Source organism: Pseudomonas sp. CDFA 610, from assembly GCF_021147865.1.
Classification (GTDB): domain Bacteria; phylum Pseudomonadota; class Gammaproteobacteria; order Pseudomonadales; family Pseudomonadaceae; genus Aquipseudomonas; species Aquipseudomonas alliivorans.
This window is the reverse complement of the sequence record NZ_JAGTPM010000012.1, coordinates 90,027-103,327: the sequence shown is the minus strand read 5'-3', so window position 1 is coordinate 103,327 and position 13,301 is coordinate 90,027. Positions and strand designations below refer to the sequence as shown.

Genomic DNA, 13,301 nt, shown 5'->3' with positions numbered 1-13,301 from the left:
GTTCATATGAAGTTTTTATCACCGCTGGTTCTTTTCACCAGCTGCACGTTACTGGTTACACCGCTGTTCGCCACCGAGCAGGCGCCCCCTTCCGAGTGCCTGCTCAAGAGCCAGGAAATCAATAACAAGATTCAGGAAGCCAAGACCGAGGGCAACAAGGCTCAGCAGGCTGGCCTGGAAACGGCACTGGCCGAGGTCAATGCCAACTGCACCGAGGCGTCACTGGTCAAGCAGCGTGAACAAAAGGTATTGGACGCCAAACGTGAAGTCAGCCGCCGCCAGTCCGACCTGAACAAGGCGATGGACAAGGGCGATCCGGAGAAGATCAACAAGCGCAAGGACAAGCTGGCAGAGTCGCGCAAGGAATTGCAGGATGCGCAGGCAGAACTTGAGAAGGTGCAGCCGGACGAGTAAGCGGCACACCACTTGCGCTGAGTCACATCACCTGATGAGCAGCCACAGGGTTCAGCTGATGCATCGAGTCTGCCGGCTCCCGGCAGATCGCCAGCAAGCCGCCTCCCACAGCCCCGTATTGGCTGCCAGACTGCGCTTTCTCACGGATGCCGGATGGAATCCGTCAGAAAACCTGATCCAGGCAGAGCCTGCAGTCGACGGTGTTTCAGCCAGTCACGCCGCAGCCGGGAATGCCGACACACCGAACAGGGCAATGATCAGCCCCATCCCGACCAGCCAGGCAAGCGAGCGCAACGCTGCCAGATCGGCCAGATAGAAGATGATGTAGAGCAGGCGGCTGGTGATGAACAACACCGCAAGCACGTCGATGGTCACTAGCTGCGCGTTACCCGCAATATGCGCAATGATCACTGCCGCAGCAAACGAGGGTGTCACTTCATAGCTGTTCAGTTGCGCTGCGTGTGCGCGCTTCGGAAACCCTTCCAGATTGTCGAGAAAAGCGCGAGGGTCGTGATTATCGCCTCGCTTGAATTTGCCGCTGCCGATCTTGGCGATGCCTGCACAGGCGATCGGCAAAAGGATCGCCACCAGCACACACCAGAAAGCTACTGTCATACATCCATCCTTTGTTTTTTGGCTTCATCTAGAAGCATGCCAGGCACGAGCAGCCTTAAAGCTCAGAGCAGGATGCGGCCCAAAGGTTCTTCCGGCTTACACCAGTCTGGGGAAAATCAGGCTGAACGTCGTGAACTGCCCTGGCTCACTTTCGACCTTAACCTGCCCTTCGTGCAGGCTCATGATCGACCGGACGATGGCCAGCCCCAGGCCTGTGCCGCCCTGCTGCCGGGCGCGACTGACGTGAACCCGGTAAAAACGGTCGAACAGACGCGGCAGGTGCTCGGCATCTATGCCTTCCCCGGCATTGCGCACCGCCAGCGTGATGTCTTCGGCGCGTGTGGTAATCCTGATCATGATGGCGCTGCCACTCGACCCATGGCGGATCGCATTGGACAGCAGGTTGGAGATCGCCCGCTGAATCATCAGCCGGTCGCCCATGGCTTTCCCGCTGCCTTCGATCTGCAAGGTAATGTCACGATCTTCGGCCGATGCCGAAAACAGCTCGGCCACTTTTTCCGACTCGTCACGCAGATCGATGGGTTCGAGCGCCAACGGGGCCGAGGGCTGGCTGACGCTTGCGAGAAACAGCATCTGGGCGATCATGCGCGACATGCGTTCCAGCTCTTCGGTACAGGACTCAAGCGCCTGCCTGTACTCCTCTGGCGGACGGGGTCGTGACAATGTCACCTGCGCCTTGCCCATCAGGTTATTCATGGGCGAGCGCATCTCGTGGGCCAGATCGTCCGAGAACTGCGACAGTTGCTGAACATCGCCGTCCAGCCGGTGCAGCATGAAGTTCACGGCGTGGGCCAGATCGCGCAGTTCGTCCGGCAGGCCGGTCACTTTCATGCGGTGCGACAGGTCGCGGGCCGAAATCAGCGCGGTCACTTTCCGGAACGCGCCCAGCGGCCTGAGCCCGCGGCGCACGATCCACCAAGCCCCCAGCCCGACCAGCAAAAGGATCACCGGCAGAATCATGAAGGTGGACATCATGTAGGCATGCAGCAGCGAAGAGTCGTTCTTCCGGTCAAGCGTCAGCATGACCAGGATGTTTTCATCCGTCTTGAGACGAATGTTCTTGTAGCCCACCAGCAGCTTGTGACCTTCGCTGGATTCCAGCTCATGAAAACCTTCAGCCTGACCGTCGGCCGCGGGAGGTGGCAGGTTCCGACCCTCCTTGTTGCCGATATTCATGAGAGGCTGGCGCGGCATGCTTGAATCGAAGATGCCCAGCGCAAAACTGTCGTGACCCACAATCTGATCCCGCAACGTATGCGGGTACTGGACGATGTCGCCAACGGACAGGAATCCCTCACTGAGCCCGTGTTCGATTTGCTCGAACTTCTCCCGAAGGCTGTCTGCAGCACGCAGATCAAGCTGATGGGAAATGGCCGCGTAAGCGAACAGCTCCATGATCACCACCAGAAACGCACTCAACGCGGTGACTGTCAGGCCCAGCCGCGTCGAGAGGCGCGTGGGTTTCATTCGCGCACTTCCAGCACATAACCGACGCCACGCAGGGTATGGATCAGCTTGGTCTCGAACGGGTCATCGATCTTGGCCCGCAGGCGGCGGATCGAAACCTCGACCACATTGGTGTCGCAATCGAAGTTCATGTCCCAGACCAGCGAAATGATCTGGGTACGCGACATCACCTCTCCGGTATGGCGCATCAGCAGGTGCAGGAGGGCGAATTCCTTGGTGGTCAGGTCGATACGCTGCTTGCCACGAAATGCCCGGTGGCGCCCCTGATCCAGCTCCAGGTCACCGACCTGCAGGACCTGCGGCGTGCTCGGCTGTTCGGAGCGACGCATCAGGGTCCGGACTCTTGCCAGCAACTCGGGAAACTCGAAAGGCTTGACCAGGTAGTCGTCGGCGCCCATTTCCAGGCCCTTGACCTTCTCTTCAAGACGCCCTCGCGCAGTGACCATCATGATCCGGGTACTGACGGTTTTCCTGAGCCGGGCCAGGACCTCCCAGCCATCCATTTCAGGCAGGTTCACATCCAGAATGACGATGTCATACGCCTGGTGCTGCGCGAGATAGAGACCGTCGAGTCCGGTGGCGGCGATATCGACGACATAGCCACTTTCGGTCAGCCCCTGATGCATGTACTCGGCAGTTTTCGGCTCGTCCTCCACTACAAGGATTCGCATGGATAAATGTCCTGTCTGATGTCGGTTGATCCGCAGTGTACGGGCAAACAGCCAGCCTCCACAGCAGATAACGGAATTGTAATTTTGCAGCAATCCCTCTGATACCTCCGGTTACATAAAGTCCTCCCCATTCAGGTTCAACAGGCCTTTTGGCGCGGTTGTTCTTTCCACTGACGGGGGTGTTGTATGCAACTGGAGAGCCACGATCGTGCTCGGGTTTAAGCAGGCGTCCAGGTGGACGCAGATCAGAACGGGTGCACTGTGCGTGCTGTTGTTTCCATTGATGGCACCTGTCGCAATCGCCCAGGGTCTGAGCCTGCCACAGGCCATCGAAGCGGCGTTTGCCGAAAACCCTGATCTGGCGGCAGCCCGCTGGGAAATCGGGGTGGCTGAAGGCGAGCGCCAGCAGGCGGGCTTGATACCTAACCCGGTCGCGTCCTGGGAGGCGGAGGACACACGCAGCGAGACCCGAACCACCACCGTGATGCTCAGCCAGGCGCTGGAACTGGGCGGCAAGCGCGGTGCGCGAATCGAAGCGGCCAGCCGTGGACAGGACGCCGCCCGGATCGAGCTTGAACGGCGCGGCAACGAATTGCGCGCCGAGGTTGTTCAGGCGTTCTATGCCGCAGCCCGTGCGCAGGCCGGTCTGGATCTGGCGCGACAATCAAGGTCACTGGCCGAGCGTGGCCTGCAGGTGGCCGAAGGTCGCGTCCAGGCGGGCAAGACCTCACCGGTCGAAGCGACACGCGCTCAGGTGCAACTGGCCGAAACCGATCTGCTGGTACGCCGTGCCGAGACCCTGAAAATCAACAGCTACCGCGAGCTGGCACGCACGACAGGCTCACCGACCGCCTCGTTCGACCGGCTGGACTACACCGACCTGTCGCCCGGCAAAGTACCGCCTTCAGCCAGATTACTGACCGCCCTCAACGAAACCGCCGAACTGCGGCTTGCTCAAGCCCAGATCGACCAGCGCGAAGCCGCGCTGGGTTCGGAGCGCGCCAAGCGAGTTCCAGACCTGACAGTCAGCGTCGGCAGCCAGTACAGCCGTGAAGATCGCGAGCGCATCAATGTGGTCGGTCTGTCGATGCCGATTCCCTTGTTCGATCGCAATCAGGGCAATGTGCTTTCTGCTGCCAGACGTTCGGATCAGGCACGCGATCTGCGCAATGCCGTGGAGCTGAAGCTGCGCACCCAGATCCAGTCGGCGCTCGATCAATGGGCCACTGCATCGCGCGAAGTCGAGTCGTTCAACCGGGTCATCCTGCCTGCGGCGCAGCGCGCGGTGGACACGGCAACCCGTGGCTTCGAGATGGGCAAGTTCGGGTTCCTCGAAGTGCTGGATGCCCAGCGCACACTGATTTCCGCCCGTAGCCAGTACCTGGAATCGCTGGCAACGGCCACCGATGCCAGCGTCAGCGTCGAACGCATCTATGGCGATCTCGACCGGTTCAGCCTCAAACCCTGATTTCTCTTTTGCGCACCTATCGAGCGCACCGCAGCGTGCGCAGCACCTACATGATTGCCGGGAGCATCCATGGACAACAAACGAAGCATTGGCATCGCCCTGGCGGTGGTGGTCATCATTGGCCTGGGCAGCCTGACCGTGAACCCTGGCCTGCTACCCTTCAGCGCCCAGGCTGAATCGGACAAGCACGCCAACGAATCGGCAGACGCCCACGCCGGAGAAGAAGCCCACGCCGACGAGGAACATGGTGAGGACAGCCATGGCAGCGAGTCAGAACAGCACGGCGCCGCGAAAGCGGAACCCGCGCACGAGGAAGAAGAAGGTCACCTTGAGCTCAGTGCCGAACAGATCAAGGCCGCCGGCATTGAACTGGTCGCTGCCGAATCGCGGCCGATGAGCACCTCGGTCACCTTCCCCGGCGAAATCCGCTTCGATGAAGACCGCACCGCCCATGTAGTGCCTCGGGTCGGAGGCGTGGTCGAATCGGTCAAGGTCGAGCTGGGGCAGAGCGTCAAAAAAGGCCAGGTGCTGGCGGTCATCGCCAGTCAGCAGATTTCCGATCAACGCAGTGAATTGAGCGCGGCACAGCGCCGTCAGGAGCTGGCGCGACTGACGCTGCAACGCGAGAAGAAGCTCTGGGAAGACCGGATCTCGGCCGAACAGGATTACCAGCAGGCGCGTCAGGCGTTTCAGGAAGCGGACATCAGCCTGTCCAACGCCCGGCAGAAGCTCAGCGCCATCGGGGCAAGTGTCAGCCCTACCGCAGGCAATCGTTACGAGCTGATCGCCCCGTTCGACGCCATGGTCGTGGAAAAACACCTGGCCATCGGCGAAGTGGTCAGCGACGCGAGCAACGCGTTCACGCTGTCAGACCTGTCCCGCGTCTGGGCCACCTTCGGCGTCGCGCCAAAGGATCTGGACAAAGTGATCGTGGGTCGTCCCGTCACCGTCAGCGCACCCGACCTCAACGCTCGCGTAGAGGGGCGCATTGGTTATGTCGGCAGCCTGTTGGGTGAGCAGACACGTGCCGCGACTGTTCGCGTCACCCTCGCCAACCCGAATGGCGCATGGCGACCAGGGCTGTTCGTCTCGGTCGATGTGGCGGCAGAACAGAGCCAGGTCGCAGTCAGCCTGCCCGAGTCAGCGATCCAGACCGTCGAAGACAAGCCTTCGGTGTTCGTGCGCAACGACGAGGGCTTTCAGCTGACGCCCGTCACGCTCGGCCGCAGCGATGGCGGCTACGTGGAAATCGTCCAAGGCCTGGCCGCAGGCTCTCAAGTGGCCGCCGCCGGCAGCTTCATTCTCAAGTCGGAGCTGGGCAAAGGCTCCGCCGAGCACGCCCATTGACCTGCGTCGTACGAGTATTCCCCCATGTTTGAACGGTTGATCAAATTCGCGATTGAACAGCGCATCGTGGTGATGCTCGCGGTCCTGCTGATGGCAGGACTGGGCATCGCCAGCTACCAGAAACTGCCCATCGATGCGGTCCCCGACATCACCAACGTACAGGTGCAGATCAATACCTCGGCACCCGGCTTTTCGCCGCTGGAAACCGAGCAACGCATCACCTTTGCCATCGAAACCAACATGGCCGGCCTGCCCGGCCTGCAACAGACGCGTTCCTTGTCGCGCTCGGGCCTGTCGCAGGTCACAGTAATCTTCGAGGACGGCACCGACCTGTTCTTCGCCCGCCAGCAGGTGAACGAACGGCTGCAGATTGCCAAGGACCAGTTGCCCGAAGGTGTCGAGACCATGATGGGGCCGGTCTCTACCGGTCTCGGCGAGATTTTCCTGTGGACCGTCGAAGCCCGTGAAGGCGCACGCAAGGAGGACGGCACGCCGTACACGCCGACCGATCTGCGGGTGATTCAGGACTGGATCATCAAGCCGCAGTTGCGCAACGTGCCGGGTGTGGCCGAAATCAACACCATTGGCGGCTTCGCCAAACAGTATGAAATCGCGCCAGATCCCAAGAAACTTGCAGCCTACAAGCTGACCCTGAATGATCTGGTCGCGGCGCTGGAGCGCAACAACGCCAACGTCGGTGCAGGCTATATCGAACGAGGCGGCGAACAACTGCTGATCCGCGCACCGGGCCAGCTCGAAAACATCAATGACATTGCCAATATTGTCATCGCCAACGTTCAGGGCACGCCCATCCGCGTCAGCAGCGTGGCCGAAGTCGGCATCGGCAAGGAAATGCGCTCCGGCGCGGCCACTGAAAATGGCCGCGAAGTGGTCCTGGGCACCGTATTCATGCTGATTGGCGAAAACAGCCGCACGGTTTCCCAGGCCGTGGCCGCCAAGCTCGCCGACATCAACCGCACGCTGCCCGCAGGCATCGAAGCGGTCACCGTGTACGACCGCACCAACCTCGTCGAAAAAGCCATTGCAACGGTCAAGAAGAACCTCGTCGAAGGCGCGATTCTGGTTATCGCGATCCTGTTCCTGTTTCTGGGCAACATCCGCGCCGCGCTGATCACCGCGATGGTCATTCCGCTGGCGATGCTGTTTACCTTCACCGGCATGTTTGCCAACAAGGTCAGTGCCAACCTCATGAGCCTCGGCGCACTGGACTTCGGCATCATCGTCGATGGCGCGGTGGTGATCGTTGAGAACTCGATTCGCAGGCTGGCCCACGCCCAGCAGAAACACGGCCGGATGCTGACCCGCGCCGAACGTTTCCATGAAGTCTTCGCTGCGGCGAAAGAAGCTCGCCGTCCGCTGATCTTCGGCCAACTGATCATCATGGTCGTGTACCTGCCGATCTTCGCTCTCACCGGCGTCGAAGGCAAAATGTTCCACCCGATGGCGTTTACCGTGGTCATCGCCCTGCTCGGCGCCATGATCCTGTCGGTCACCTTCGTGCCTGCGGCCATCGCCATGTTCGTGACCGGCAAGGTCAAGGAAGAAGAAGGCTTCGTGATGCGCACGGCTCGTCTGCGTTATGCGCCGGTACTCGGCTGGGTGCTGGGGCATCGCTGGATTGCCTTCACCCTGGCGTTCGTGGTGATGGTGTTGTCCGGATTTACCGCCAGTCGTATGGGCAGTGAGTTCATCCCGAGCCTGAGCGAAGGCGACTTTGCACTACAGGCCCTGCGCGTGCCCGGCACCAGCCTGACGCAATCGGTGGACATGCAGCAGCGCCTCGAAAAAGCCGTGACCGAAAAGATGCCGGAAGTGGAGCGCATGTTCGCGCGCACCGGCACTGCGGAAATCGCCGCCGACCCGATGCCGCCCAACATCTCCGACAGCTACGTGATGCTCAAGCCGCAAAGCGAATGGCCGGATCCGGACAAATCGCGGGAAACCCTGATTGCCGAGCTGCAAAAGGCCGCTGCCAGCGTGCCGGGCAGCAATTACGAGTTGTCCCAGCCGATCCAGTTGCGCTTCAACGAACTGGTGTCAGGCGTGCGCAGCGATGTGGCCGTCAAAGTGTTTGGCGATGACATGGCCGTGCTCAACCAGACGGCCGCCAAAATCGCCGCTGCCATGCAAAAGGTGCCGGGCGCGTCAGAAGTGAAGGTGGAACAAACCACCGGCCTGCCGGTGCTGACCATCAATATCGACCGCGACAAGGCAGCGCGATACGGTCTGAATGTCGCTGATGTGCAGGACGCCATTGCTACCGCACTGGGCGGACGTCAGGCCGGCACGCTTTACGAGGGTGATCGCCGCTTCGACATGGTCGTGAGGTTGTCCGAACAACTGCGAACCGACGTGGCCGGGCTCTCCAGCCTGCTCATCCCGGTGCCCGCCAGCGCAGGCAGCAGCAACCAGCAGATCAGCTTCATCTCGCTGTCGCAGGTCGCCAGCCTCGATCTGGTGTTAGGTCCGAATCAGATCAGCCGCGAGAACGGCAAACGACTGGTGATCGTCAGCGCCAACGTGCGCGGCCGTGACCTGGGCTCGTTCGTCGAAGACGCGGGCCAGACCATTGATAGCAGCGTGCAGATTCCGGCGGGCTACTGGACCAACTGGGGCGGTCAGTTCGAACAGTTGCAATCGGCCGCCAAACGCCTGCAGATCGTCGTCCCCGTGGCGCTGCTGCTGGTCCTGACGTTGCTGTTCCTGATGTTCAACAACCTCAAGGACGGCCTGCTGGTTTTCACCGGCATCCCGTTCGCCCTGACTGGCGGCGTCATGGCGCTGTGGCTGCGAGACATACCGCTGTCGATCTCCGCTGGCGTGGGGTTCATCGCCCTGTCCGGCGTGGCAGTACTCAACGGACTGGTGATGATCTCGTTCATTCGCAACCTGCGCGAAGAAGGCCGCTCCCTGCACGACGCCATCACCGAAGGCGCCCTCACCCGCCTGCGCCCGGTGCTGATGACCGCGCTGGTCGCATCGCTGGGCTTCATTCCCATGGCGCTGGCAACAGGCACCGGCGCCGAGGTGCAACGGCCGCTGGCGACCGTGGTGATCGGCGGGATTCTGTCGTCTACGGCGCTGACCCTGCTGGTGCTGCCTGCGCTGTATCAGTGGGCGCATCGGCGGGAGGAGGAAGAGGTCGAAGCCAAGTGATTGCCTGAGCCATGACGCATAACGAAAAAACGCCCCTCGGGGCGTTTTTTTGTTGCTTGGCGAACAGTCAGAGAACACTCAACGGGTATTCCACAATCACCCTTACCTCATCCAGATCAGACTCAAATGCAGTCGCTCGGGTCGTGGCCTGACGCACACGTACGGACAGATCCTTCATGGTGCCGGTCTGAACGATGTACTTGGCTTCGATGTTGCGCTCCCAGCGTTTCTGGTCGGTCAGCGGGTTGCCCTGCGCGTCGCGGCGCATGTAAGTGCTGTTGGCATTGGAGTAATCGGCATCGGTGCCTTTGCCATAGCGGGTCATGAACGTCAGACCGGGCACGCCGTAGGGCGTCATGTCCAGGTTGTAGGTGACCATCCACGAGCGTTCTTTCGGTGAGTTGAAGTCGCTGTACTGGATGGAGTTGGCCAGAAAGATCGAGTCGGACAGTCTCAGGTAATCGAAGTCGTCATCGCCCTGGTTGCGTTGATGGGAAACCGCCAGGCTATGTGCGCCGTATTTCAGGCCGACACTGGCACTCCAGATGTCGTTGTCAAACTCGCCGAGCAACCGTTTGCCTTCGTCGGTCGCGTTGTAATAGTTCAGGCTGCTGGTCATGGTCAGGTCGCTGGTGATCGGCAGCGCGTAGGAGGCCGAGCCGTATTTCTGATCCCAGGCATCCTTCAACCGGCTGGTGTACAGCGAGAGGTTCAGTCTGTCGGTGGCCTCATAGTCGCCGCCGAAGTAGGCGAGCCAGGGCGAGTCGACCGGGCCGGCGTAGAACGTGGAAAAGCCTTCCTTCATATCGCTGGACGCGGGCTGGCTCATCCCGTTGAGGCGACCACCCTGCACGGTCAGGCCTTTGATGCTGGTGTTACTGGCTGTCACGCCGCGAAAGCTTTCCGGCAACAGACGCGCATCGCCGTAGGCGACCACCGGCGTCACGGGAAACACATCGCCGATATGAACCACGGTGTCGAAGGCTCTGGCTTTCAGCGCGCCGCCGACTTTGGTGTACTCGTCGCGGGCGTTGCCGTCCGAGTCGACAGGCATCACCGAGAACGGAGTCTGCAGGCCGTTGCGGCCGTCACCCGTGTCCAGCTTGATGCCCACCATGGCGAACGCATCGAGGCCAACACCGATGGTGCCTTGAGTAAAGCCGGATTCGAACCGCCCCATGATGCCGTGCGCCCAGCCTTCGGAGTAGCCGCTGCCCGTCGGGCTCGACTCGCCATTGCGGTGGTCACGGTTCATGTAGAAGTTTCGGTTGAGGATATTGAGCGTGCTGCCTTCGACAAACCCTTCTTTCTGCTCTTCTGCGAAGGCGGCAAAGGGGGTCATCCCGGCGAGGGTCGAACACAAGGCGAGGGAAAGTCTTTTACGTTGATTCATGTGCACTCCGTTCATTTGGCAGATCGGGTAAACGTGTCGACCTGGCATGTTGTTATCAATAAAAGGCTGCCAGTGACACACGATCTTGAAGAGGTGGAGATAACGTGAAGATGACGGGCGGATTACAAATCTGAAAGAAAACCCTGCCTGCACTAAAAATGGAATAACACTTCAGAAAGACGCAACTAATACAATATGCCAACTGGCATATTGTGCTTTTCAAAAGCGCAAAAAAAAGCGCCCCGAAGGACGCTTAAAGATTCGCCTCAACCAAAGGAGCCGGAAAGCTGCCAAAGGCGAACAAGGGTGCTGCTCATTGCAGACCAAACGCGTTAGCCTTCGGTCTTGTCGGATTTGTCAGACTTGGATTTCTCATCCGAGTTGACGTACTGCTCACCCTGCTTGCCGGCCTGACGCTCCTGGAAACGCTGCTCCTGGGCCATGCGCATCTTGTCTGCAGCGGTGCTTGCGAATTCGTTGCCGTCGTCAGCAAAGGCACTTGTAAAGGACAAGGCGGCGACTGCAAAGACCATCGATTTAATCAGTTTCATCGTCATTTCCTCTTTCTCTCGTTAATGTTTGGATCCTGTTATGCGCTGGGCGCTTTTCAGGAATGAGCCCATCTTACGAGCCGGTACCTAACAGGAAGGTGAGCGGAAAATGACAAATTTGTCATAAATAAAAAACGTTAAAAAAACCGGGTAATCTCCAAACTTACAAAAACGTAATTATTCAGTAACGTTCGCGTTAACCCTCGACCGTTACATTGAACTCACTTTCAAACAACGGAGAAAACGAACATGCGTACCACTGCTAAATCCCTGCTGCTGGCTCTGGCGATTCTTTCCCCTCTGAGCGCTTTTGCTTACACCTCGGATGAGGTAAAGGCAGAAACCCTGATCAAGGATCACCAGGCCGCCATCCAGAAATACGCAACGCTTCACAAGAAGACGATGCCTGAGATCCAGGAGTACAAGTACGGGATGAAACTGGACGTTGCCAAAGTCGTCCGCAAATCCCCGGACCTGAAGACCTGCAGCGTAATGCCGAAACTGATGACGTATCAGGATTCCAAGGGCGATCTGAAGACTGTTCAGTATCAGGTTCTCAGCGGGTGCCGAAACAGCCAATGATTTCAGACCTGCCAGGAGGCCACCCCGATACCCCGAACCCCATGTTCCACCCACCCTCAGCCCGGACAGTCGTCCGGGCTGATTTTTTTGCATTTTCCGCTTTTTATTCCGCCGCCGATTACAACCCTTCGTCCCATTGATTGCCGAGCTTTTGCAACGCCTGCGTCTTTGCATGGTCAACGCAGACCCTCGTGCGTGTTTGAAGCAATGTGCCTGAACAGCTATCCGGGCCATCACAGTCTGCTCCGGGCATGACTCGGTCACGCTGAACGCTGCCGACCACGCTGCAATTGAAACTGGATACACGGATTCTGGAATGACGGATGCTTGAACTTGTTGCTGCTTTTATCTGCCTCACTTCGCTGCTGACCTATGTGAATTTTCGCTTCATCGGTCTGCCCCCCACCATCGGCGTGATGGTCACTGCGCTGATGTTCTCGCTGATCCTGCAGGGCCTGAGCCTGATGGGTTTTCCGGGCCTCGAAAATCGCGTTCAGGAACTGATCGGCCAGATCGATTTCGGCGATCTGCTGATGAACTGGATGCTTTCGTTCCTGCTGTTTGCAGGCGCCCTGCACGTCAACCTCGCGGACCTGCGCAGCTATCGCTGGCCCATCGGGCTGCTGGCAACGTTCGGCGTGTTGATCGCAACCACGGTGATCGGCGCCCTGGCGTACTGGATCTTTGCCCTGTTCGGCTGGCACGTCAGCCCGCTCTACTGCCTGCTGTTCGGCGCGCTGATTTCGCCGACCGACCCCATCGCGGTACTGGGCGTGCTGCGCACCGCCAATGCCTCAAAGCCGCTCAAGACCACCATCGTCGGCGAAAGCCTTTTCAACGACGGCACTGCGGTTGTGGTGTTCACGGTTTTACTGGGCATCGCGCAACTGGGTGAAACCCCGACCGTGGGCGAAACGGCCATGCTGTTCGTGCACGAAGCCGTTGGCGGCGTGCTGTTCGGCGGTCTGATCGGCTATGCCGTGTACCTGATGATCAAGAGCATCGAGCAGTATCAGATCGAGGTCATGCTGACTCTGGCACTGGTCATCGGCGGTTCGGCGATGGCGTCGGAGCTGCATGTTTCCGGCCCAATCGCGATGGTCGTGGCCGGTCTGATCATCGGTAACCTGGGACGCAACCTGGCGATGAACGACATGACCCGTCGCTACATGGACGGTTTCTGGGAATTGCTGGATGACATGCTCAACGCGATGCTGTTCGCGCTGATCGGCATGGAGCTGTTGCTGCTGCCGTTCTCGTGGCAGCACCTGATTGCCGCCAGCCTGTTGGCCGTGGCCATTCTGCTGTCGAGGTTTGTCACCGTGGCACCGGCGATTCTGCTGCTGCGTCGCTGGCGCTCTGTGCCACAGGGCACCGTGCGTATCCTGACCTGGGGCGGTTTGCGTGGCGGTGTTTCAGTCGCCCTGGCGCTGGCCCTGCCGACCGGACCGGAACGCGACCTGCTGCTGAGCATTACTTACATCGTGGTGCTGCTGTCGATCCTGTTGCAGGGCCTGACCATCGGCAAACTGGTCAAGGCCGTGACGCGGGAGCCGCAGGTCAAGGACTCGGCGCACTGAGTGATCCGCAACCGG

General features: G+C 59.7%; 11 protein-coding genes. 6 read left to right on the top strand and 5 right to left on the bottom strand.

Annotated features, from left to right (window positions below):
- The first annotated feature begins 6 nt into the window (after positions 1–6).
- The gene (locus tag KDX39_RS21955; protein ID WP_099228700.1) at positions 7–414 is read left to right on the top strand and encodes a DUF1090 domain-containing protein; all 408 of its coding nucleotides are present in this window, start codon (positions 7–9) and stop codon (positions 412–414) included.
- Between the two features lie 213 nt (positions 415–627).
- Here the strand turns inward: KDX39_RS21955 and KDX39_RS21950 are convergent, their stop codons facing one another.
- The 3 genes from KDX39_RS21950 to KDX39_RS21940 all read right to left on the bottom strand — a co-directional run bounded on the left by KDX39_RS21950 (position 628) and on the right by KDX39_RS21940 (position 3,188).
- Complete coding sequence (locus KDX39_RS21950; protein ID WP_099228701.1) at positions 628–1,029, bottom strand: MAPEG family protein; 402 nt, start codon at positions 1,027–1,029, stop codon at positions 628–630.
- Positions 1,030–1,125: 96 nt separating this feature from the next.
- A complete protein-coding gene (locus KDX39_RS21945; RefSeq protein WP_231661790.1) occupies positions 1,126–2,517 on the bottom strand; it encodes a heavy metal sensor histidine kinase in 1,392 nt (463 codons plus the stop codon).
- Positions 2,514–3,188 (bottom strand): heavy metal response regulator transcription factor, encoded by a 675-nt coding sequence (locus tag KDX39_RS21940; RefSeq protein WP_210071477.1) that lies wholly within the window; start codon positions 3,186–3,188, stop codon positions 2,514–2,516. Before KDX39_RS21940 ends, KDX39_RS21945 begins: the two co-directional genes overlap by 4 nt.
- Positions 3,189–3,432: 244 nt before the next feature.
- On the opposite strand from KDX39_RS21940, the gene KDX39_RS21935 reads away from it, so the two are divergent.
- From KDX39_RS21935 to KDX39_RS21925, 3 genes are all read left to right on the top strand, one after another.
- Positions 3,433–4,656, top strand: a complete 1,224-nt coding sequence (locus tag KDX39_RS21935; protein WP_184322510.1) for a TolC family protein — start codon at positions 3,433–3,435, stop codon at positions 4,654–4,656.
- A 69-nt stretch (positions 4,657–4,725) separates the two neighbouring features.
- Positions 4,726–6,003 carry an efflux RND transporter periplasmic adaptor subunit gene (locus tag KDX39_RS21930; protein ID WP_231661789.1) on the top strand — a complete coding sequence of 426 codons (1,278 nt, stop codon included), beginning with the start codon at positions 4,726–4,728 and terminating at the stop codon, positions 6,001–6,003.
- A 24-nt stretch (positions 6,004–6,027) separates the two neighbouring features.
- Positions 6,028–9,180 carry a CusA/CzcA family heavy metal efflux RND transporter gene (locus KDX39_RS21925; RefSeq protein ID WP_231661788.1) on the top strand — a complete coding sequence of 1,051 codons (3,153 nt, stop codon included), beginning with the start codon at positions 6,028–6,030 and terminating at the stop codon, positions 9,178–9,180.
- 67 nt (positions 9,181–9,247) lie between these two features.
- Here KDX39_RS21925 and KDX39_RS21920 read toward each other — a convergent pair whose 3' ends face one another.
- Together KDX39_RS21920 and KDX39_RS21915 are read right to left on the bottom strand one after the other, a co-directional pair.
- Positions 9,248–10,573: an OprD family porin gene (locus KDX39_RS21920; RefSeq protein ID WP_231661787.1), complete on the bottom strand. Its 1,326-nt coding sequence runs from the start codon at positions 10,571–10,573 to the stop codon at positions 9,248–9,250.
- A 332-nt stretch (positions 10,574–10,905) separates the two neighbouring features.
- Positions 10,906–11,130: a hypothetical protein gene (locus tag KDX39_RS21915; RefSeq protein WP_180274344.1), complete on the bottom strand. Its 225-nt coding sequence runs from the start codon at positions 11,128–11,130 to the stop codon at positions 10,906–10,908.
- Between the two features lie 243 nt (positions 11,131–11,373).
- Between KDX39_RS21915 and KDX39_RS21910 the strand changes: the two genes are divergently transcribed.
- Positions 11,374–11,706 (top strand): DUF2790 domain-containing protein, encoded by a 333-nt coding sequence (locus tag KDX39_RS21910; RefSeq protein ID WP_099228708.1) that lies wholly within the window; start codon positions 11,374–11,376, stop codon positions 11,704–11,706.
- Between the two features lie 323 nt (positions 11,707–12,029).
- A complete protein-coding gene (locus KDX39_RS21905) occupies positions 12,030–13,286 on the top strand; it encodes a cation:proton antiporter (RefSeq protein WP_099228709.1) in 1,257 nt (418 codons plus the stop codon).
- The last annotated feature ends 15 nt before the right edge of the window (positions 13,287–13,301 follow it).

Coding starts and splice junctions, on each gene's coding strand:
- KDX39_RS21955 (WP_099228700.1), top strand. CDS start 7: ATGAAGTTTTTATCACCGCTGGTTCTTTTCACCAGCTGCACGTTACTG.
- KDX39_RS21950 (WP_099228701.1), bottom strand. CDS start 1,029: ATGACAGTAGCTTTCTGGTGTGTGCTGGTGGCGATCCTTTTGCCGATC.
- KDX39_RS21945 (WP_231661790.1), bottom strand. CDS start 2,517: ATGAAACCCACGCGCCTCTCGACGCGGCTGGGCCTGACAGTCACCGCG.
- KDX39_RS21940 (WP_210071477.1), bottom strand. CDS start 3,188: ATGCGAATCCTTGTAGTGGAGGACGAGCCGAAAACTGCCGAGTACATG.
- KDX39_RS21930 (WP_231661789.1), top strand. CDS start 4,726: ATGGACAACAAACGAAGCATTGGCATCGCCCTGGCGGTGGTGGTCATC.
- KDX39_RS21925 (WP_231661788.1), top strand. CDS start 6,028: ATGTTTGAACGGTTGATCAAATTCGCGATTGAACAGCGCATCGTGGTG.
- KDX39_RS21920 (WP_231661787.1), bottom strand. CDS start 10,573: ATGAATCAACGTAAAAGACTTTCCCTCGCCTTGTGTTCGACCCTCGCC.
- KDX39_RS21915 (WP_180274344.1), bottom strand. CDS start 11,130: ATGACGATGAAACTGATTAAATCGATGGTCTTTGCAGTCGCCGCCTTG.
- KDX39_RS21910 (WP_099228708.1), top strand. CDS start 11,374: ATGCGTACCACTGCTAAATCCCTGCTGCTGGCTCTGGCGATTCTTTCC.
- KDX39_RS21905 (WP_099228709.1), top strand. CDS start 12,030: ATGCTTGAACTTGTTGCTGCTTTTATCTGCCTCACTTCGCTGCTGACC.